We start from the raw sequence: 19,890 nt of genomic DNA on the forward strand, positions 1-19,890 counted from the left end.
TCAGAACAGCGAGGCATGCGCCAGTCGACGTACTGCCGGGGAGAAATGTCCGTAAGCGCCGACTCCGCCGAGCGGGGCCAGCACGGACATGATCGGGTCGATGGTCTGGGAGACCATGTCCGTTCGATCCGGGGCGTACGGTCGCTCGATCGGCCCGAGTTGTTCGGCACCGAGCACCACGACCTGTTCGAGCCTCGAGACGTCGGACGCGCTTCCATCGGCGATAGCCAGCAGCGCCAGTGTCGATGAAGCCGAGTGCGAATACCCGTCCGATGGCGGCCTCAACTCACGTTTCAGGTCAGCCACGACGTCGCGCGAACGGCTCGCGATGGAATATCCTCGCGCGGTGGCGATTACCCTTCCACGAAAGCGTCGTGCGTAGCCCAGCCTGCGAGTGAGATCGCCGAGTCGCCGTCCAGGGCTCACCATGTCTGGGGTGACCAGCTGCCACTCGAGCTCGGCCTCGAGGTCACCGAGGGTGGCGTCGTCGAGCCACCCATCGTCGGCCTGCTCCACCCCGTTCGATCCGAGACGTTCGACGAGCCGCCGAAATCCGACGGCGAGCGACGCCATCGTTGCGTCATCGAATCGCGGTTGTTGAAGGAGGGCTGCGTCCTCGAGATGAGCGCGCAGCCTCAGGCGGCTGCTGGCGGGCAACGCCTCCAGCAGCCCCACCAGTGGCGATCCGCTCCGGATGTCGTCGCCGAGCATGCTCGCGCGCTTGGCCGGCGTGGGGACGTATCCGTATGCCAGCTCCAGTTCGTGCTGCACGTGGTCGGCACGAAAGGGTGCCAGCCTGCTTTGCCAGTCACCTCGCGTCGACGACTTCAGTGGGCTCTCGGGATTGTTGATCATCGTCACCCATGGCTCCCCGACGACGGCGCGTCGGGAGCCCAGCCGGCGAATCACGTACCTGTCTGAGATGCCGGATGTCTCTTCGCCGCGAGGCGTTCCGTAGTCGGAGAATCGATCGCCGTCTCCCGAACCCGGGTCGTCATCCGAGTCGAGAGCGAGATGCCAGGGGGAGTCTTGGTCGTATGAATCGCACCCCATCGAGAGGTTGAACGCCGAGTGCAACCAGGAGGACGGAGCATCCTGTGGCAGGTCGAACGTTCGTGAGAATGTCGGATCGCCAGGATCGGTTACGTGCACCCGCATCATGCGATCAAGAGGGCTGTCTTCCCAGAAATCGTCGAACATGTGGCGACGCTAGCGATCGGGAATGCGCCTTGTGGGCACAGCGGTCGTCGACGTGCAGAAACTCGGTGGGACCGACTTGTGGAGGGAGACCTTTCGATCCCATTCCGCTGCGCGATCGAGTAGAAGTACTAGTTTCACCCCCAGCTCCCTGAGCGAGCACAGCGAGTCGATGGGTCGAGCCCTCCGCTTTCCTTACTCCACAACGGCAGTAGGGCGCGTCGCCGACGTCATGCACTCGGTGACGGATGCCTTCGGCCGCCCAGCGAGCACAGCGACGGCGATCGTCGCGAACGCGAGCAGTAACAGCACGGGCCCGACCAGGTCGAGGCCTGCGCTGATGCCGAGCTCGGTGGCGAGCACTCCGAGGCCGACCGACGTCACCACCTGGCCGATGTACGCGAACAGGTAGACCATCGAGAGCGTGCCCGCCCTGTGGTGAGGGGCTGCGTTCGCGGCGATCAGGCCGAGTCCGCCGAGGAACAGCAGACCGCTCGCGCCGCCGAAGATCAGCGATGCTGCGATGAAAAGCGGGAGCGAGGAGGTGTAAGCGCTGCCGACGAGGGCGATGACCGTCAGGCCTCCGAGCACGCCGCCCACGATGGTCGAGGTGCGGGGAGGCATCCGTCGAAGACTGATCGACACCACGCCGCTCACGGCGGAGCCGATGGCGAGAACGATTCCGGCGGTCAGGGCGTTGTCGGTGTGCAGCACGTCCTTCACGATCTGGGCGCCGAGCGAGATGAACACCGAGCCGACGGCGAAGCTGAGCGTGATCGCAAGTGCCGCGGTGGCCAGGATGCCTCGAATCGCCCGCGGCACGCGGATGGGCCGCGGGCGCCACGCCGGCAGGCTGGTGTCGCGTACATGGCGCGGCAGGAAGACCGCGGCGACCGCCACCAGAACGACGACGCCGAGCAGCACCCAGAACGTCAGCGCTCGCGGCGCGGGACCGTACTGCACGAGCGCGCCTCCCACGACCGTGGCGAGTGTCAGGCCGATGGCGATCGCGACCGTGTTGACCGTGCTCGCCCGCTTGCCGGTGCGATCGAGTTCGACGAGCGCTGCGCCGGCTGGGCTGAGCGAAAGGCCGACACCGAGTCCCTGGAAGACCCGGCCGACGAAGAGCCACTCCACGTTCGGCGCAAGGGCGAAGACGAGCACGCCGATGAAGATCGAGGCCAGCCCGAGCAGAATCGCCGTGCGGCGCCCGATGTGGTCCGACAGATCGCCGAAGAGCAGCAGCACGACGATCAACACGAGCGGGTACACGGCGAAGACAGACGTGGTCACGGCGGGAGGCAGACTCCAGATGCGCTCGTAGAGCGGGTACACCATGGCGGGGGAGCCGCTCGCCCAGAGTGCGACGACGATCACGGCGCCCGCCGTCCAGAATGCGAGCGGAGCGCGGCCGGGTGCCGATGGCATCGTCGTATCGACTTGCTGCTCTGTCGCCGTCATGCGCTCGCCCTTTCACAGGACGAGTCGACGCCCGCCCTTCATCGGCGGCGCCGTTGCCGTGAGCTTGAGGCAACCACACACCACCGACGCGCATTCCCGAAGGGACAGCAGCCGTGTGACGAACGAGCTCAGGCGGCCGACTCTGCGAGCACGCGGTAGCAGCGCTCGACGCGGGCCATCCACCAGGCGCGTCGATCGGCATCCGCTGCGTGTTCGGCCAGCAGCGTCTCGTCGGCCTCGACGCGACGCACGGGGATGGCGCCGTCGACGGGCGTGAGCGGCTCGCGCGTGACATCCGCAGCCAGAAGTGCTGCTGTGCCGAGCCCGCAGTCGAAGTCGAGTCTCGGCACGGATGCCGCCAGCATCGCCCCCATGGCGAGCCCCACCGACGTGTCGATCGCGCTCGACACCACGATGGGCAGCCCGGCGAGCGAGATGATCTCGAGCGCCGAACGGATGCCTCCGAGCGGCTGCGCCTTCACGATCAGCACGTCAGCTGCTCCGGCCCGCGCCACCGCGAGCGGGTCTGCTGCCTTGCGCACGCTCTCGTCCGCCGCGATCGGGATGCCCATGTACTTCACGCGCCGCCGCACGTCGGCCAGCTCGTCGACGGTCGCGCACGGCTGCTCGACGTACTCGAGGTCGCAGGCGGCGAGTGCGTGGATGGCGTGCTCCGCCTCGTCGACGTTCCAGAGGCCGTTCGCGTCCACGCGGATGCGGCCCTCGGGCCCGAGCACCTCGCGCACGGCGGCCACACGGGCGATGTCGTCCGCCAGCTGCTGTCCAGGCTCGGCGACCTTCACCTTCGCTGTACGGCAGCCCGGGAACCTCGCCAGCACGGATGCCACGTCGCCGGCCGCCACGGACGGCACCGTCGCGTTCACGCGAACGCTGTCACGCACCGGCTCGGGGTCATCGCCCCAGCCGAAGTCGAGCGCGGCCGCGAGCCACGCGGATGCCTCCCGGTCGCCGTACTCCACGAACGGCGAGAACTCCGTCCAGCCTCTTGGACCGCGGGTCAGGAACGCCTCGCGAACGGTGATGCCGCGAAACTTCGTGACCATCGGCAGCGCGACGACGTGCGCCTCCGCGAGCAGGTCTTCCAGCGGCGGAAGGTCGGCCGCCGGCATGGCGGCGGGCACTGCGGCGTGCGGCTCAGGCATCTTCACAGTCTGGCACCGCCAGCACAGCCGACGTGTGTGAGGCTGGTTCTCGCGCCCGAACGCGCATCGTCTCGAGGAGGAACCGATGACACTGGACCTGGAAGCCGTTTACAAAGACCTGCACAGGCATCCTGAGCTGTCGTTCCAGGAGCATCGCACCGCGAAGATCGCAGCCGACGGTCTCAGAGAACTGGGTATCGAGGTGATCGAGGGCATCGGACGCACCGGCGTCGTCGGCGTTCTGCGCAACGGAGATGGCCCGACGGTACTGCTGCGCGCCGACATGGATGCCCTCCCCGTCGAGGAGGAGACCGGCCTCGACTACGCGAGCACGCAGCGCGCCACCGACCCCGACGGCGCTGACGTGCCGGTGATGCACGCGTGCGGACACGACGTGCACGTGACCTGCCTGCTGGGCGCGGCCGAGGTGTTGGCGGCCTCGCAACCGGAGTGGAACGGCACAATGGTGTTCCTGTTCCAGCCGGCGGAGGAGCTGGGCTCCGGGGCGCTCGAGATGATCGCCGACGGCCTCTACGACCGAGTGCCGAAGCCCGACATCGTGCTCGGCCAGCACGTCGCGCCGGCGCCCGCCGGAGTCGTGGGCGTGCACGCCGGACCCGCGTTCGCCGCCACGGACGACGTGCGGATCACGCTGCACGGCGAAGGCGGCCACGGGTCGCGCCCTGAAGCGACGATCGATCCGATCGTGATGGCCGCAGCGACGGTCATGCGGCTGCAGACGATCGTGTCGCGCGAGATCGCCGGCGGGGAGACGGCCGTGGTGTCGGTCGGCACGCTGCACGCCGGTACCAAGGTCAACATCATCCCGCCGGATGCGACGCTCGGCATCAACATCCGCACGTACGACACGGGAGTACGTGACCGCGTCGTGTCCGCGATCACGCGCATCGCCGAGGCCGAGGCGGCGGCATCCGGGGCGACCAGGGCGCCGGATGTCGAGCTCACCGACTCGTTCCCCGTGCTGTACAACGACGAGGAGGCGACGGCCCGCACGATCGGTGCCTTCGTCGCTGCGTTCGGTGAGGCACGAGTGATCGACCCTGGCCGTGTCACCGGCAGCGAAGACGTCGGCGCCCTCGCGACGGCGGTCGGCGTGCCGATCGTCTACTGGCTGCTCGGCGGCGAGGATCCGGCGCGCTTCACGAGCGGACTGGTGAACGGGACGACGGATGCCGACATCCCGTCGAACCACTCGCCGCACTTCGCGCCCCTGCCGCACCCGACCCTCGAGGTGGGTGTGCAGGCCCTGGTGACCGCCGCCCGCGAGTGGCTATCGGCCGCCTGACACCCGCCTGCGAAGTCTCGCTCCTAGGCTTGAGGGCATGAGCGAGCGCGTGCAGGTATCCGAGCTGTTCGATCCGAGCGTGTGGACACTCGCTCCGATGGGCGAGGCGTTCACCGACATCACGTACCACCACTCGAACGACGGGCGCATCGCCAGGGTCGCGTTCAACCGGCCGGAGGTGCGCAACGCGTTTCGCCCGCACACCGTCGACGAGCTCTACACCGCGCTCGACGACGCGCGCCAGAACCCGCGGATCGGCGTCGTGCTGCTGACCGGGAACGGTCCGAGTCCCAAGGACGGCGGCTGGGCGTTCTGCTCGGGCGGGGACCAGCGCATCCGCGGACGCGACGGGTACAAGTACTCCGATTCCGAGACGGCCGTCGTCGACGGCGCGGGAGGAACGGCTGACAAGGTGGGCAGCCACGGTGCCGTCGGCCGCCTGCACATCCTCGAGGTGCAGCGGCTCATCCGGTTCATGCCGAAGGTCGTGATCGCCGTCGTGCCCGGCTGGGCCGCCGGCGGTGGGCACTCCCTGCACGTGGTGTGCGATCTCACGATCGCCAGCGCCGAGCACGGCAGGTTCAAGCAGACGGATGCCGACGTCGGCTCCTTCGATGGCGGTTACGGCAGTGCCTACTTCGCCAGGCAGATCGGGCAGAAGTTCGCGCGTGAGGTGTTCTTCCTCGCCCAGGAGTACTCGGCGCAGCGGGCGTACGAGATGGGCGCGGTGAACGCGGTCGTGCCGCACGGCGAGTTGGAATCGACGGCAATCGAATGGGCGCGCACCATTCTTGGCAAGTCGCCGACCGCCATCCGGATGCTCAAGTTCGCGTTCAACGCCGTCGACGACGGCATGGTGGGCCAGCAGGTGTTCGCCGGCGAGGCGACGCGGCTCGCCTACGGCACCGACGAAGCGGTCGAGGGGCGGGATGCCTTCCTCGAGAAGCGGGACCCCGACTGGTCGTCCTTCCCCTGGCAGTACTGACTGGCCGTGCTGGCTGGCCGCACCGAGCCGCTGTGCCGGCCGGCCGCACTGAGTGGCTGTCTCTCAGCGGACCTTCGGCGCCAAACCCTTCACGAACGTGGCGAACGCGGCGGTGTCGGCGTAGCCGAGGTTGGTGCTCGGAGGCGTGTAGGCCTTGCCGTTGACGATGATGGTCGGGGTTCCGAAGCCGGTCGCAGGAACCGTGACCTTCGAATTCGGGAACGTCGTCCCCGGTGGCGTGATCCGGTTCGTCGCGGCTGTCACCCAACCCTTGAATGTCTCGTCGTTCACGCACGCAGAGACATGGGCGCCGTCGGCGCCGGCCGACTTCATGGTCGCCAACAGCTGCGTATTCGAGCGACCATTGCTGCCTTCCTTCGGCTGGTCGCCGTAGAACGCCGAGTTGACGGCCCAGAAGTCCTTCGGGTCGTACTGCGCGACGCAGGCCATCGCGTTGGCGGCACGTGACGAGTATCTGTTCCCGCTGGAAAGCCGATCGAGAATCGACACGGGGTGAATCTCGACCGTCGCCGTTCCAGCATTCAGCCAGCCGCTGATCTGAGGGTCGTTCGCCTCCTCGAACTGTTGGCAGACGGGGCACTGCAGGTCCTCGTACAGGGTGATGTGCGCCTTGCCGTCGTCCGCCTGTTTCGTGGGCGTCGGCGAGCCGCCGTTCGGAATCGCTGCCGTCGGAACATAGCTCGTCGTGCTCGTCAGCAGGATGCCGTCGCTGAGCATGTTCTGCGGCCCCGCCGTCTGCGGCGGCTTCGCGACCTGGATGACCACGAGAACGATGACAAGCAGCACGACGAGAATGCCGGCCCCGATCGAACCCTGCAGGATGAACCTTCTCCGCCTCGCCTTCTTCGCGGCCTCCTCCCGCATCAGGCGAGCGTGCTCGCGTGCTGCGTTCCGACGGGCCTTCTTGGCCGAGGAGCTGTTCGTCACGCGCTCAAGGTTAGGCGTTAGGGCGTCGGCTGCCGTCCTAGTGAGGCGAACGGCGGGGCCGAGTTCAACCGTCGGCGTCGCGGCGATAGCGTTGAGACGTGAGTCGCCAGCTGGTCGCCATCGATGCGGACGACCCGCACGCCGTGTATCGCGCGCTCCGCGACGCATTGACAGGAGATGGACCTGCGGTGCTGCCACGACAGGCCGGACGAGAGCCATCCGAACGATCTGGCACTGCGCCGCAGAGCGTTGCGCTCGTCGTCGAGACTTCCGGCTCAACCGGCACTCCGAAACGAGTGGCGCTGAGCGCTGACGCACTGCTGGCGAGCGCCGCGGCATCCGCGGGCGCGGTCGGCGGTCAGGAGCCCGGCGTCGCCAGGTGGCTTCTCGCCCTTCCCGCCCACTACATCGCCGGCGCGAACGTGCTCGTCCGCTCCATCGCAGCGGGCACCGAACCGGTCATCCTGCCGCCCGGACACTTCGACCCGCTCGCCTTCTGCACCGCCGCCGCGACTCTCGACTCCGATCAGAGCTTCACATCACTGGTACCGGTGCAACTCGCGCGTCTGCTCGAGGTCGCCAGGCCGGGCGGCTTTGCGCTCGACGTGCTCCGCCGCTTCCACGCCATCCTCATCGGCGGTCAGGCGCTGCAGCCCGAGCTTCGCGAACGTGCTCTCGACGCCGGCCTGCGCATCGTGCGCACCTACGGATCCAGCGAGACCGGTGGCGGATGCGTCTACGACGGCATGCCGATCGGCCCCGTGCATGCCCACGTGGCCGACGGCCGCCTCGAACTCGCCGGCCCGGTGCTCGCCGAGGGTTACCTCGACGACGAAGGCTCCATCGACCGTGACCGTACGGATGCCTCGTTCCATACGGCAGACGGCGTGCGCTGGTATCGCACCGGCGATCTCGGCACGGTGGACGACGACGGTCGGGTGCAGGTCACGGGCCGCGCCGACAACGTCATCATCTCGGGAGGCGAGAAGGTGTCGCTCGATGCGGTGCAGGCATCCGTTCGCAGGCAGCGAGGGCTGAGCGACGCGGTCGTCGTGGCCACGGCCAGCGACGAGTGGGGCCAGGTGCCGATCGTGATCGTCGAAGGCGAGCCGCCACTCTCGCTTGCGCACCTGCGAGCAGCGGTGCAATCCGAGCTCGGCAACGCGGCGGCGCCGACCGGCATCGTGTCCGTCGAGCGGATGCCGCTACTCGCCTCCGGCAAACCGGATCGCGTCGCCCTCGCGCGACTGGTCGCATCGCAGAACACCATCGAAAAGGGTGTCTCAGATAACAGCACAAGAGACGCGACCTAACGTGCGTCGATATGATGCCCCCTTGTGATGAGCAGCACGCGTAGGAAGCCGAAGCCCAAGTCGAAGCGCAAGGGCGGACATCCGGCCGGACGACCAGGTGCCGTCGCTCCCGCACGCTTCGGGGACTGGGTGGGAGGCGCACGCCTGCGCACCCTTCCGCTGGCCATCGCACCCGTGCTGGTCGGCACAGGTGCCGCCGTCGACGCTAGCGATCCGGGCGTCTTCCACTGGATCCGCGCCATCCTCTGCCTCGTGGTGGCCCTGTGCCTGCAGATCGGCGTGAACTACGCCAACGACTACTCGGACGGCATCCGTGGCACCGATGCCTACCGGATCGGCCCGAGCCGGCTGACCGGATCGGGCAAAGCGAAGCCGCGCGTCGTGTTGGCCGTCGCGCTCGTCTTCTTCGGCCTCGCCGCGCTCGCCGGCCTTCTGCTGGTCGTCGCGTCGCAGCAGTGGTGGCTGTTGATCGTCGGTGCCGCAGCCATCGCCGCTGCGTGGTTCTACACCGGCGGCAAGCATCCGTACGGCTATTACGGGCTCGGCGAGATCTTCGTCTTCGTCTTCTTCGGCCTCGTCGCCACAGCTGGCACGATGTACGTGCAGGTGCTCAACGTCTCCCAGGTCGCGTGGTTCGGAGCCGTCGCCGTCGGACTCTTCGCGTGCGCCGTGCTCGTCGTGAACAACCTGCGCGACATCGCCGTCGACGAAGAGGCCGGAAAACGCACGCTCTCCGTGCTGATCGGTCGCGCCTGGTCGCGGGTGCTCTTCGCGATCTTCGTGCTCGTGCCGTTCCTCATCCTGGCGCTGATCAGCCTGATCTACACGCTCGGATGGCTCGGCTTCTTCACACTGATCGCCGCCGTTCCCGCCGTGATCATCGCCCTCTTCGCACGCACGCCGAGAGAGCTGATCATCTCCCTGCAACTCACGTCGATCAGCGCCTTGGCATACGCAGCGTTCCTCGCCGCCGCCCTCGCCTGGTCGCCGCTGTAGATCGCCTACTCGGCCGCGCGACGGCTCCGCTCGTTCGCCGCGTCGACCGCGGCATCCTCGACCTCGTCGTCGACCGTCGGCTTCGCCTCGGTGCGCTCCCGCTTGCGCGCTGCGGCGAGCTGATCGGCGACGGCCTGACGAGGCTTGCGCAGAAAGAGGAACGACAGGCACAGCCCGATGATCACGGCCGCCGCGGCGGAGAAGATCCAGTACTCGCCGGGCAGAACCAGCAGGAGCACCGCCAGAGGCACGGCAACGAAGAGCAGCCGCAACACCGTGTACGTGAGCCAGCCCGGAATGCGTTTCACCCTTCAAGTGTAGGTACGCGCGCTGTGCATCAGATCAGGGCTGCGGCCCGTGCGAGTGAGCCTCCTGTGAGGTTCGCCGTGGACGGACGGCGAAGGGCCTCGCGGGTTAGCATGGCCTCATGGTTCGCGTGTGGCTCGTCATCGGGGTCGTTGCCGCGCTGCTCTACATCTATTCGATCGTGGACTGCGCGTTGGCGGAACGAGACCGCGTTCGCGGACTGCCGAAAGCGGCGTGGGTTCCGATCGTCATCGTCTTCCCGTTGATCGGTGCCATCCTGTGGTTCGCCATCGGTCGCCCGCGTCGCGACAGGCAAGCCGGACCGCGCACTGTCGCTCCCGATGACGACCCCGACTTCCTCCGCAACCTCGAACGCGATCGTCAACAGCAGGAACGCATCCGTCGCCTCGAGCGCGAGCTCTCCGACCTCGACGACACACCCAAGAAGAAGTCAGGCGACACCGACGGCAGACGGGATGCCTGAGCCGGCACATCGCGGCGACTCCGGCACCGAGAGCGTCAGCACGCCCTCCAGCCTGCCGGCCACCGGCAACCCGGCCACCGACGCATCCCTCGCACTGCTCGTTGAACTCGTACGTCGCGGACTGAAGCACATCGTGCTCAGCCCGGGCTCACGCTCGCAGGCGCTCGCGCTGGTCGCAGCCGAACTCGAACGCGTCGGCGCCGTCGAGCTGCACGTGCGTGTCGACGAACGGGTCGGCGGCTTTCTCGCCCTCGGACTGGCCGTCGAGGGCGGTCGTCCCGCCGCCGTCATCACCACGAGCGGCACCGCAACGGCCAACCTGCTGCCCGCCGTCCTCGAAGCACACCACTCGAACGTGCCGATGATCGTGCTCACGGCGGATCGGCCGGTGCAGCTGCGGGGCATCCGCTCGAACCAGACGACGGTGCAGGCCGGCATGTACGGCGCAGCGGTGCGACGAGCACTCGACGTCGATGCTCCGACCGGCGCCGACGACGAGACGGATGCTTACGCCCGGCTCGCCGCCCAGGCCTGGTCCGCAGCCCTCGACGACGCGGGCCCGGTTCACCTGAATCTCGCCTTTCGCGAGCCGCTCTCCGTCGCCGTTCCCGACCTCACCGACGTGGCGGGCCCTGCGGCGCTCGTGACGGAGACGACGTTGGATGACGAGACGGATGCCACCCCTCCGGCACCGCTGGGCCGCGCGCACCTCGTGCTCGAGCCGGGCATCCACACGGTCGTCATCGCGGGCCACGCCGCTGGACCGGCCGCCGAAGAACTCGCACGCACCGGCGGCTGGCCGCTGATCGCCGAGGCCTCGAGCGGCTCCCGGTTCGGACCCAACCTCGTGGTCGCCTACCGCGAACTGCTGAACGATGCGGAGTTCGGCGGTGCGGTGGAGCGCGCGATCGTGTTCGGGCACCCCACGTTGAGCCGCGAGATTCCCGCCCTGCTCTCGCGCGACGGCGTCGAGGTGATCGTCGTCGCCCCTGTCGGCGAAGAGGTCTACGACCCGGCGCGATCCGCGAAGGCGGTGGCGTCCGTCGAGGTGCGCGACTCAGATCCGCGCGACAGAGAGGCCCGCGCCTGGGTGGGTCGCTGGGTGTTCGCGAGCCGCGCTCTGCTCGACGACAGGGCCGATGTCTCGGCAGACGAGGTCTCACCCGACGTTGAGGCGGGGAGGTCCCACTCGCCGCAGCAACGACTGGCCTTCGCCAAGGCGGAGTTCGCGGCCGTACGTGCCCCTGTCACTCGGCGCATGCTCGCCGAGGCACTCTGGCGCTTCACCTGGCCGCATGACCGCCTGGTGCTGGGAGCATCACGCCTGATCCGCGAGCTGGATGCCGCCGTGCCAGGCAAGCGCATCAGCGTGCACGCCAACCGCGGGCTGGCAGGCATCGACGGCACCATCTCGACGGCGATCGGCATCGGCCTCGCCTCGCAGCGCCCCGACACGGATGCCCCGCACGGCACGACCCGCGTGCTGCTCGGCGACCTGGCGCTGTTGCACGACGTCGGGGCGTTGCTGTTCGGCGATGGCGAGCGCCGTCCGACCGTTCAGGTCGTGGTCGGAGACGACGACGGAGGCACGATCTTCGACTCGCTCGAGGTGGCGACGACGGCGCCGCCCGAGGCGATGCGCCGCGTTCTGACGACGCCGCAACAGGTCGAATGGCCGCGACTGGCCGAGGCCTATGGTTGGAGCTACCGCCGCGTGACGACGCGCGGCGAGCTTGACCAGGCGCTGTCGGCTCCGCCGCGCGGAACGAGCATCGTTCACGTGCCGTTGACGCACTGACGAGCTACTACCCGAACGCCTCGGTGATTGGCCGGAACTTCATGCTCGTCTCCGCGAGCTCGCGCTCCGGAACGGAGTCGCCCATGATTCCGCACCCGGCATACGCGGTGATGTCTCCCGACGCCTTCACCTGAGCGCCACGCAAGGCGATCGCCCACTCTCCGTCGCCGTTCGCTCCGATCCAGCCGACGGGGCCGGCGTAGCGCTCACGGTCGAACGGCTCCAGTTCATGGATGACCCGCAGGGCGACGTCCGTCGGCGTTCCGGCGACGGCAGCCGTCGGGTGCAGTGCCGCGACGAGGTCGAGCGAGCCGGATCCGTCGCTCAGCGTGCCTGAGACATCCGTCGCGAGGTGCCACAGGTTCGGCAGCTTCAGCGGGAACGGCTGGCTGCTGGCCTCGAGCGTCGAGGTGTGCGGCGCCAGCGCGTCGACCACGCTGCGCACGGCCACGGCATGCTCGTGAAGGTCCTTGGAGCTGCGCAGCAAGTCGTCGGCCGAGTCGTGATCGGATGCCGCGTCACGGCCGCGCGCGCTCGTGCCGGCCAGCACCCGTGCGTCGAGTGTTCCGCCGTGCACTCGCACCAGTGTCTCGGGGCTGGAACCCAGCATGCCGTCGACGGCATACGTCCAGCAGTCGGGATAGCCCAGTGCGAGCTCGACGAGCGCACGGCGCACGTCGGATTCGATGGGGAGGTGGGCACGCAGGTCGCGCGCGAGCACGACCTTCTCAAGCTCCCCATCGCGGATGCGCTCGGTGGCGGCGACGACAGCGCGCTTGTACGCCTCGCGGGTGAGCGCGCCGGGGAGCATGGTGAGACGGTATTCGGCGCCGAACGGCTGGGCGTGCGGCACGGTCGGCATGACCTGCTCGTCCGTGTGCCTGATGCGCGTGATCCACGCCGTCCCGCCCCTGCGGCCGATGACGATCCGAGGCACGATGAGCACGCTCGTCGCGGCACTCTCGTCGTCGAACGCGAACGTTCCGAAGGCGACGAGGCCGCTGCCGGGCATCCGTACCGGGTCGGTCACCGTGCAGGCCGCTGCGAGCTGCTTCCAGGCGGCGGATGCCTGCGCGATGCGGTCCGCGCCGTGGAACTCCAGCCGAAGCGCCTCGCCCGCGCCGGCGATGCCCTCGCCCTTGCGCAGCCACACGAGAGGGGCATGCGCGTCGGTGAAGGGGAGGATGTGTCGGACGTCGTCGAGCTGGGTGGTCTCGACCGTCAACGCCTGTACTCGGGTCGCGGTTACGGTCACGGCACTAGCGTACGTCCACGGCCCTGGGCGGGTGCTCAGGGCCGTGGAGCACCTGGGTCGCGTGGCTCGACCCGCTTCAGACTCGACGGGGAGTGCTTCGGGACCAGGCCGAATCGGTGGTGAAGCCACCGCTCGGCCAGCCGAACTAAGCTTGATCGGGTGAGTAGGGCCGACCTGAGCAAGCAGCCGTCGGACGTCGCCGCAATGTTCGATGAGGTCTCGTACCACTACGACCGCACGAACACGGTGTTGTCCGTCGGCAACGCGACGCTCTGGCGCATCGCGACGACTCGCGCGGTCGATCCGCGTCCTGGCCAACTCATCCTCGATGTCGCGGCGGGCACCGGCACCTCGAGCGCCTCGCTCGCCCGCTCGGGTGCGCGCGTCGTCGCCGCCGACTTCTCGCCCGGCATGATCGCCGTCGGCAGACAGCGGCAGGCAGGCAACACGAACGTCGAATTCGTGCAGGCGGATGCCACGCAGCTCCCGTTCGACGACGACAGCTTCGACGCCGTCACCATCTCGTTCGGACTGCGCAACATCGTGGACCCAGCCGCCGCGCTGGCGGAGTTCTTCCGGGTGACGAAGCCGGGGGGCCGGCTCGTGGTGTGCGAGTTCTCGCGGCCGCCGGCATCCGTGCTCCGCTCCGCCTACCACGCCTATCTCACGTACGGCATGCCGATCTTCGCCCGACTCGCGTCGTCGAACCCGTCCGCGTACTCCTATCTCATGGAGTCGATCCGCGACTGGCCGGACCAGCAGTCGCTCGCACATCTGATTAGCGGCGTCGGTTTCGAGCGCGTCGCGTACCGCAACCTCACGGCCGGAATCGTCGCACTGCACCGCGGCTTCGTGCCGGATCCCACTGCGGCCCCCGGCCGGGGCGCAGCAACGAAGGGTGACCAGTAGTGCCATCGCTGCCTCTCGCACGTCGCGGGAACACCCTGTCGAGCCAGATCGGCTTCACGGAGCGGCTCTTCGCGTCGAGCGACGACAAGCAGTTCGCCAAGCGCATCGACGCGGGCCTCGATCTGGTCGAAGGCGGCCTGCGCGAGCAGGTGCGCTACGCGGACGAGGTGGCGGATGTCACGGCGCGCTATCTCCTGAACGCCGGCGGCAAGCGTGTGCGCCCCATGCTCACGCTCCTCACCGCACAGCTCGGCGAAGGTGCGACGCCCGAGGTGATCACCGCGGCACAGGCCGTGGAGATCACCCACCTCGCGTCGCTCTACCACGACGACGTGATGGACGAGGCGCTCACCCGGCGGGGGGTTCCGAGCGCGCAGCACGTGTGGGGAAACTCCGTCGCCGTGCTCACCGGCGACCTGCTGTTCGCCAGGGCGAGTCAGTTGGTCGCCAGCCTCGGCGAAGGTGCCATCAGGCTGCAGGCAGACACGTTCGAGCGACTCTGCCTCGGCCAACTGCACGAGACCATCGGCCCGAACGAGGGCGACGATCCGGTCGCCCACTACATCAGCGTGCTCTCCGACAAGACCGGCTCGCTCGTCGCCGCCTCCGCGCAGATGGGTGTGATGTTCTCGGGAGCGCCGCAGGAGTACATCCGTCCCGTCATGGAGTTCGGCGAGAAGGTCGGCGTCGGCTTCCAGCTCGTGGACGACGTCATCGACCTCTCTGCCGAGGGCGAAGAGACGGGCAAGACGCCCGGCACGGACCTCCGCGCCGGTGTCGCGACGCTGCCCCTGCTCAAGCTGCGCGCACGAGCGGCGAGCGACCAGGCGGCATCCGCTCTGCTCGAACGGCTCGAGACCGAAGTGCTCGGAGCTCCTGACGACGTCGACGTGAGCGACGCTGTGGCACAGTTGCGAGCGCATCCCGTCACGCAGGAGACGCTCGACGAGGCGTACCGTTGGGCCCGCGAGGCCGTCGAGGCCATCGCGCCATTGCCCGATGGGCCAGTCAAGCGGGCTCTCACCCGGTTCGCCGATACCATCGTCGAGCGTTCCAGCTGACCGCGCGCACCGGATGCCGCCATGCACGTCAGTAGCGCACTGCACGCAGACAAGCAGCAAGGCTGCGACGAAAGGGAAGACTTCATGACCAAGCTCCGCCTGGCCATCGTCGGAGCCGGGCCTGCCGGCATCTACTCGGCGGACATCTTGCTCAAAGCCGAGCGCGAGTTCGACGTCTCCATCGATCTGTTCGAGCAGCTTCCTGCGCCGTACGGCCTGGTGCGCTACGGCGTCGCGCCGGATCACCCGCGCATCAAGGGCATCATCACCGCACTGCGCGACGTGCTCGACCGCGGCGACATCCGCATCTTCGGCAACGTGAACTACGGCACGGACATCACGCTCGACGACCTCAAGCAGCACTACAGCGCCGTCATCTTCGCGACCGGCGCGGTGCGCGACTCGTCGCTCGCCATTCCGGGCATCGAGCTCGACGGGTCGTACGGAGCAGCCGAATTCGTGAGCTGGTACGACGGGCATCCCGACTACCCGCGCACCTGGCCGTTGCACGACGAGTCAGTCGCCGTGATCGGCAACGGCAACGTGGCACTGGATGTCGCGCGCGTGCTCGCGAAGCACGCCGACGACCTGCTCCCCACCGAGATTCCCGACAACGTCTACAGCGTGCTGAAGCAGTCTCCCGTCACCGACGTTCACGTGTTCGGACGCCGTGGCCCGACCTCGGTGAAGTTCACGCCCCTCGAGTTGCGCGAGCTCGGCGAGCTACGCGACGTCGACATGATCCTCTATGACGAGGACTTCGACTACGACGACCACGACCGTGCGATCGTCGCCGGCAACAAGCAGGTGCTCGTGATCGACCGGGTGCTGCAGCAGTGGCGGCAGCGAGAGATTGGTCAGGCATCTCGTCGGCTGCACCTGCACTTCTACGCCAAGCCCGTCGAGTTCGTCGACGACGGCAACGGACGGGTGGCCGCCATCAGGTACGAGCGCACGGCGCCCGACGGGCAGGGCGGCGTGCACGGCACCGGCGAGCTGCGCGAGGTGCCGGTGAGCGCCGTGTACCGCGCGGTCGGATACTTCGGGTCGCCTCTGCCGGGCATCCCTTTCGACGAATACCACGGCGTGATCCCGAATCACGAGGGCCAGGCGCTGCACACCGAAGACAACACGCAGTTCTACGGCGTCTACGCCACCGGCTGGATCAAGCGCGGGCCGGTCGGCCTCATCGGGCATACCAAGTCGGATGCGATGGAGACGGTGTCGCACCTCATCAACGACCTCGGCAACTGGTGGACGCCCTCCGAGCCGTCGGAGGAATCCGTCGTCGAACTGCTGCGCTCCCGTGGCGTTGAGTACACCGACCTCGAGGGATGGCACAATCTGGATGCCCACGAGCAAGCCCTCGGCGCTGCCGAAGGTCGTGCGCGCATCAAGGTCGTGCCGCGCGACGAGATGGTGCGCATCTCGAATCCTTAAGCCGCTCGACAACAGCGCCAGTTGCGCTTAACCGCGCCAGTCGAACGGGCGCAATAGTGCGCACATGGCGCTGTTGCTTGGCGAGTGGCCCGTGGCGCCCGGGCCGCGTCGAGCCGCCACGTAGGCTGCCCCCATGGGGGAGTGGGAGCCGGATGTCCTCGGCCACCCGTTCGAGCAGCGCACGTTGCCGCTCGGACGCGAGTCCGATCAGGAGATCGTCGCAACGTTGGTGCGGTACCGCCGCGCCCCGCGCATCCTGCCGGCCGTTGGGCGTGGTGTCGACGTGCTCTACGTGCACGGATGGTCCGACTACTTCTTTCAGCGCGAGCTCGCGGAATTCTGGTGGCGGCAGGGCGCCCGGTTCTACGCACTCGACCTTCGTCGTTACGGGCGCAGTCTGCGGCCGGGCCAGACACCTGGCTTCATCACCGACCTGACCACGTACGACCAGGACATCGCGGCGGCGCTCGCCGCAATGGGGCACTCCACGCAGTCCGCAGCACCGTCTCGTCGCAGACTCGTGCTGATGGGGCACTCGACGGGCGGGCTCACGCTCAGCCTGTGGGCGGCACGGCACAGGGGCGTGGCATCCGCGCTCGTTCTGAACAGCCCGTGGCTCGAGTTCCAGACCGGCCCGCTCGGCCGTGAGGTGCTGCAGCCGCTGATCGGCGCACACGCCAGGGTGTCGCCGCGAGGCAGGATGCCCGCGGTCGACCTCGGCTTCTACACCCGCTCCGTTTCGGCGACGCGGGAAGGCGAGTGGGACTACGACCTCGCCTGGCGGCCCGAGCGCGGCTTCGCACTGCATCCGGCCTGGTTGGCGGCCGTGTTCGCCGGGCATCAGCGGGTTGCGAACAGGCTCGGCCTCGACATTCCGGCGTACACGATGCTGTCCGCGAGGTCGGCGATCGCGGCTGCCTGGAGCGAGGCGATGCGCCACAGCGACGTGGTGCTCGACGTGAACGAGATCGCCGAGCGGTCGACCCGCCTCGGCTCACTCGTCACGATCGAGCGCTTCGATGGCGCGCTGCACGACATCCTGCTGTCGCAGAAAGACGTTAGACAGCACGCCTACGACTCGCTCGCCCGCTGGCTGCCGTACGCGCTTCGCTGAGCGCTTCGGCTGCCTCGAAGGATCAGTGCGGATCCGCGCTGCATCGCATCGTCAGTGTCCCTGTGCCTGCATCGTCCCCGGTCTCGAGCGTGACCGACACGGCGCTCAGCTCCGCGAGCGATGACACGTGGGTACCGCCGCACGCGATGCGCGCCGTGCCGTCTGGCAGTCCGCAGACCCAGAAACGCGGGTCGCTGAGGCCCTCGCCCTCGCGCTCGATCTGCACTGGGGCATCCGTCGCGACCCAGTCGCGCAGGGTTGCCGTGATGGCATCGCGGATGCCGTCGAGCGCGCCATCGAGACCGTCCGTCGCGAACCCCTTGCGGCGCAGGGACTTGTTCAGCCGAAACACGTCGACAGAGCCGTTCGGCACGATCGTCGACGACTGAATGGCCTCGTGGTCGAAGTCCGGGTGCCCGAGTGCGTCATCGCGCACCGGCTTGCCCCAGCGGTCGGCGACGGCCGCGTTCAACGCGAGGGAGGCGAGGTGGCAGAGGGTGTGGCCGACGGAGAGCGCCCGCCGGTGGGCGGCATCCACCGTGACGGTCACCTCGTCGCCGACCGCGATACGACTCGGCTCGGCGAGCACGTGCACGACGACGAACGCCCACCCCTCCGTGCCGCGTCGCACGGGCACATCCGCACCGACGAACAGGTTGGTGCCGTCGGTGGCGCCCAACAGCACGTCGACGAGTTGTTGCTCTCGTTCATCGGCGAGGATCGTGCCGCGATCGGGTCCCTGGTCGGGCCACGCGGCATCCACGGGATGCGCCGGGGTGCGATCAAGAAGCACGAGCTCGCGACCGTCGCCGTACGGCTGAACGTGCAGTACGACGGCTGATGCGGTGAGCGACTCGGGATTTTCAGCTCCGAGCGGATACAGGACGACGGTGTCGGTCGAGGGAAGCGGCATGCGTCAGCGGAAGTTCACGAACTGCAGGTCGAGGTCCACGTCGGCCTTCTTGAGCAGCGCGATCGTGGCCTGCAGGTCGTCGCGGCTCTTCGACGAGACGCGCACCTCGTCGCCCTGGATCTGACTCTTGACCGTTTTCGGCGCCTCGTCGCGGATGAGCTTGTTGATCTTCTTGCCGGCGTCCTGGTCGATGCCCTCCTTGAGGCTGACCTCGAGACGGAACTCCTTGCCGCTGGGGTAGGCGTCTCCGACTTCCAGGCTCTTCAGCGAGATTCCGCGCTTGATGAACTTGGACTCGAGCACGTCGAGAATCGCCTTGACGCGCTCCTCGGTGTTGGCCTTGAGCAGGATCTTCTCGCCGCTCCATTCCACCGACGCCCCGATGTTCTTGAAGTCGTAGCGCTGGTCTACCTCTTTGCGCGCCTGGTTCACAGCGTTGTCGGCCTCCATCTTGTCGACCTTGCTGACGACGTCGAACGAGGAATCTGCCATGGCTTGTCGCCCCTTTCACATACGCGTGCGAGCGGATGTCTTCAGACGGCTCCCCTCGCACCTGCGAGTCTAGGCTGGCTCCGGGTCGCGCGTCTCGTGCGGCAGGGCTGGTGACGCCGACGCCTGCCGGCCCTATAGTTGCCGCGTGAACCAAGACTTGGGCGGCCTCGCCGCGACCGGATCCAACGTGACCCCGTGGCTGATCGTGGCCGGCATCATCGTGCTGCTCGGCGTGATCGCACTCGTCATCGCCGGCGTCGTGCGCTCGAGGCGGGCCGAGCGCCAGGTGGAAGACGCGGCGGAAGTGGTGGCGGATGCCGGTGGCACGCTGCCCGCACCGGACGCGAACGCGCCTGCATCCGATGAGACAGTCATCCAGGAGGCGGCTGAGATCGGTGGAGCCGGCGCCGCTGCGGCGACGGGGACTGCGGCGGCGGCCGCGGAGAACCCCGAGACGGAGGTCGCGCCGTTCGACCCGCCGACCGAGAACGACGACCCCTCGAAGTAGTCCGCACCGCGCGGATTTCATGGGATGCCCGCACCCGGGTATTCTTATCAGGCGCGTTCGGTCAGGTGATTACATGTGGTCGGGAGCGCCTCGGCGAGTTACCCAAGCGGCCAAAGGGATCTGACTGTAAATCAGACTGCTCAGCATTCGGGGGTTCGAATCCCTCACTCGCCACAACTGTCTTGAGTCGCGACATAGGTGACATCTGAGTCGCGACATGGGAGACGTTCATGAGCGAGAG

The 19,890-nt window shown here is 68.1% G+C and carries 19 protein-coding genes and 1 tRNA gene; 12 read left to right on the plus strand and 8 right to left on the minus strand.

Features of this window, described 5'->3' with window-relative positions; all coding sequences use genetic code 11:
* From MJ603_RS16735 to MJ603_RS16745, 3 genes are all read right to left on the minus strand, one after another.
* Window positions 1–1,200, minus strand: a complete 1,200-nt coding sequence (locus tag MJ603_RS16735; protein ID WP_243064891.1) for a hypothetical protein — start codon at window positions 1,198–1,200, stop codon at window positions 1–3.
* 192 nt (window positions 1,201–1,392) lie between these two features.
* Entirely contained in the window at window positions 1,393–2,658 is a 1,266-nt protein-coding gene (locus tag MJ603_RS16740) for an MFS transporter (RefSeq protein WP_243064892.1), read from the minus strand.
* Between the two features lie 128 nt (window positions 2,659–2,786).
* On the minus strand, window positions 2,787–3,821 hold the full coding sequence (locus MJ603_RS16745) for an o-succinylbenzoate synthase (protein ID WP_243064893.1): 1,035 nt from the start codon (window positions 3,819–3,821) through the stop codon (window positions 2,787–2,789).
* 85 nt (window positions 3,822–3,906) lie between these two features.
* Between MJ603_RS16745 and MJ603_RS16750 the strand changes: the two genes are divergently transcribed.
* Window positions 3,907–5,127 (plus strand): amidohydrolase, encoded by a 1,221-nt coding sequence (locus tag MJ603_RS16750; RefSeq protein ID WP_243064894.1) that lies wholly within the window; start codon window positions 3,907–3,909, stop codon window positions 5,125–5,127.
* Between the two features lie 37 nt (window positions 5,128–5,164).
* Window positions 5,165–6,112, plus strand: coding sequence for a 1,4-dihydroxy-2-naphthoyl-CoA synthase (locus tag MJ603_RS16755; RefSeq protein WP_243064895.1), 948 nt, complete (start codon window positions 5,165–5,167; stop codon window positions 6,110–6,112).
* A gap of 63 nt (window positions 6,113–6,175) precedes the next feature.
* Here MJ603_RS16755 and MJ603_RS16760 read toward each other — a convergent pair whose 3' ends face one another.
* The gene (locus MJ603_RS16760) at window positions 6,176–7,060 is read right to left on the minus strand and encodes a thioredoxin domain-containing protein (protein ID WP_243064896.1); all 885 of its coding nucleotides are present in this window, start codon (window positions 7,058–7,060) and stop codon (window positions 6,176–6,178) included.
* 98 nt (window positions 7,061–7,158) lie between these two features.
* Here MJ603_RS16760 and MJ603_RS16765 point away from each other — a divergent pair, with 98 nt between their 5' ends.
* Window positions 7,159–8,373, plus strand: coding sequence for an AMP-binding protein (locus MJ603_RS16765; RefSeq protein WP_243064897.1), 1,215 nt, complete (start codon window positions 7,159–7,161; stop codon window positions 8,371–8,373).
* 27 nt (window positions 8,374–8,400) lie between these two features.
* Window positions 8,401–9,369, plus strand: coding sequence for a 1,4-dihydroxy-2-naphthoate polyprenyltransferase (locus MJ603_RS16770; RefSeq protein WP_243064898.1), 969 nt, complete (start codon window positions 8,401–8,403; stop codon window positions 9,367–9,369).
* A gap of 5 nt (window positions 9,370–9,374) precedes the next feature.
* Here MJ603_RS16770 and MJ603_RS16775 read toward each other — a convergent pair whose 3' ends face one another.
* The gene (locus MJ603_RS16775; protein WP_243064899.1) at window positions 9,375–9,677 is read right to left on the minus strand and encodes a DUF4229 domain-containing protein; all 303 of its coding nucleotides are present in this window, start codon (window positions 9,675–9,677) and stop codon (window positions 9,375–9,377) included.
* 119 nt (window positions 9,678–9,796) lie between these two features.
* Between MJ603_RS16775 and MJ603_RS16780 the strand changes: the two genes are divergently transcribed.
* Window positions 9,797–10,159 carry a PLD nuclease N-terminal domain-containing protein gene (locus MJ603_RS16780; protein WP_243064900.1) on the plus strand — a complete coding sequence of 121 codons (363 nt, stop codon included), beginning with the start codon at window positions 9,797–9,799 and terminating at the stop codon, window positions 10,157–10,159.
* Window positions 10,152–11,957 (plus strand): 2-succinyl-5-enolpyruvyl-6-hydroxy-3-cyclohexene-1-carboxylic-acid synthase, encoded by a 1,806-nt coding sequence (menD, locus tag MJ603_RS16785; protein ID WP_243064901.1) that lies wholly within the window; start codon window positions 10,152–10,154, stop codon window positions 11,955–11,957. Before MJ603_RS16780 ends, menD begins: the two co-directional genes overlap by 8 nt.
* 7 nt (window positions 11,958–11,964) lie before the next feature.
* On the opposite strand, the gene MJ603_RS16790 is transcribed toward menD, so the two are convergent.
* Window positions 11,965–13,212, minus strand: a complete 1,248-nt coding sequence (locus MJ603_RS16790; protein WP_243064902.1) for an isochorismate synthase MenF — start codon at window positions 13,210–13,212, stop codon at window positions 11,965–11,967.
* Window positions 13,213–13,371: 159 nt separating this feature from the next.
* Here MJ603_RS16790 and MJ603_RS16795 point away from each other — a divergent pair, with 159 nt between their 5' ends.
* The 4 genes from MJ603_RS16795 (at window position 13,372) to MJ603_RS16810 (ending at window position 17,736) form a co-directional block, all read left to right on the plus strand.
* The gene (locus tag MJ603_RS16795) at window positions 13,372–14,121 is read left to right on the plus strand and encodes a demethylmenaquinone methyltransferase (protein WP_243064903.1); all 750 of its coding nucleotides are present in this window, start codon (window positions 13,372–13,374) and stop codon (window positions 14,119–14,121) included.
* On the plus strand, window positions 14,121–15,182 hold the full coding sequence (locus tag MJ603_RS16800) for a polyprenyl synthetase family protein (RefSeq protein WP_243064904.1): 1,062 nt from the start codon (window positions 14,121–14,123) through the stop codon (window positions 15,180–15,182). Before MJ603_RS16795 ends, MJ603_RS16800 begins: the two co-directional genes overlap by 1 nt.
* An 84-nt stretch (window positions 15,183–15,266) precedes the next feature.
* Window positions 15,267–16,622 (plus strand): FAD-dependent oxidoreductase, encoded by a 1,356-nt coding sequence (locus tag MJ603_RS16805; protein WP_243064905.1) that lies wholly within the window; start codon window positions 15,267–15,269, stop codon window positions 16,620–16,622.
* A 133-nt stretch (window positions 16,623–16,755) separates the two neighbouring features.
* A complete protein-coding gene (locus tag MJ603_RS16810; RefSeq protein ID WP_243064906.1) occupies window positions 16,756–17,736 on the plus strand; it encodes an alpha/beta hydrolase in 981 nt (326 codons plus the stop codon).
* Between the two features lie 22 nt (window positions 17,737–17,758).
* On the opposite strand, the gene MJ603_RS16815 is transcribed toward MJ603_RS16810, so the two are convergent.
* Window positions 17,759–18,649: a metal-dependent hydrolase gene (locus MJ603_RS16815; protein WP_243064907.1), complete on the minus strand. Its 891-nt coding sequence runs from the start codon at window positions 18,647–18,649 to the stop codon at window positions 17,759–17,761.
* Window positions 18,650–18,652: 3 nt separating this feature from the next.
* Window positions 18,653–19,141, minus strand: a complete 489-nt coding sequence (locus MJ603_RS16820; RefSeq protein WP_243064908.1) for a YajQ family cyclic di-GMP-binding protein — start codon at window positions 19,139–19,141, stop codon at window positions 18,653–18,655.
* Window positions 19,142–19,286: 145 nt separating this feature from the next.
* Between MJ603_RS16820 and MJ603_RS16825 the strand changes: the two genes are divergently transcribed.
* Window positions 19,287–19,649, plus strand: a complete 363-nt coding sequence (locus MJ603_RS16825) for an LPXTG cell wall anchor domain-containing protein (RefSeq protein ID WP_243064909.1) — start codon at window positions 19,287–19,289, stop codon at window positions 19,647–19,649.
* 92 nt (window positions 19,650–19,741) lie between these two features.
* Window positions 19,742–19,823 (plus strand) — tRNA-Tyr (locus MJ603_RS16830).
* Window positions 19,824–19,890 lie beyond the last annotated feature (67 nt).

Source organism: Humibacter sp. RRB41 (assembly GCF_022761015.1).
Classification (GTDB): domain Bacteria; phylum Actinomycetota; class Actinomycetes; order Actinomycetales; family Microbacteriaceae; genus Humibacter.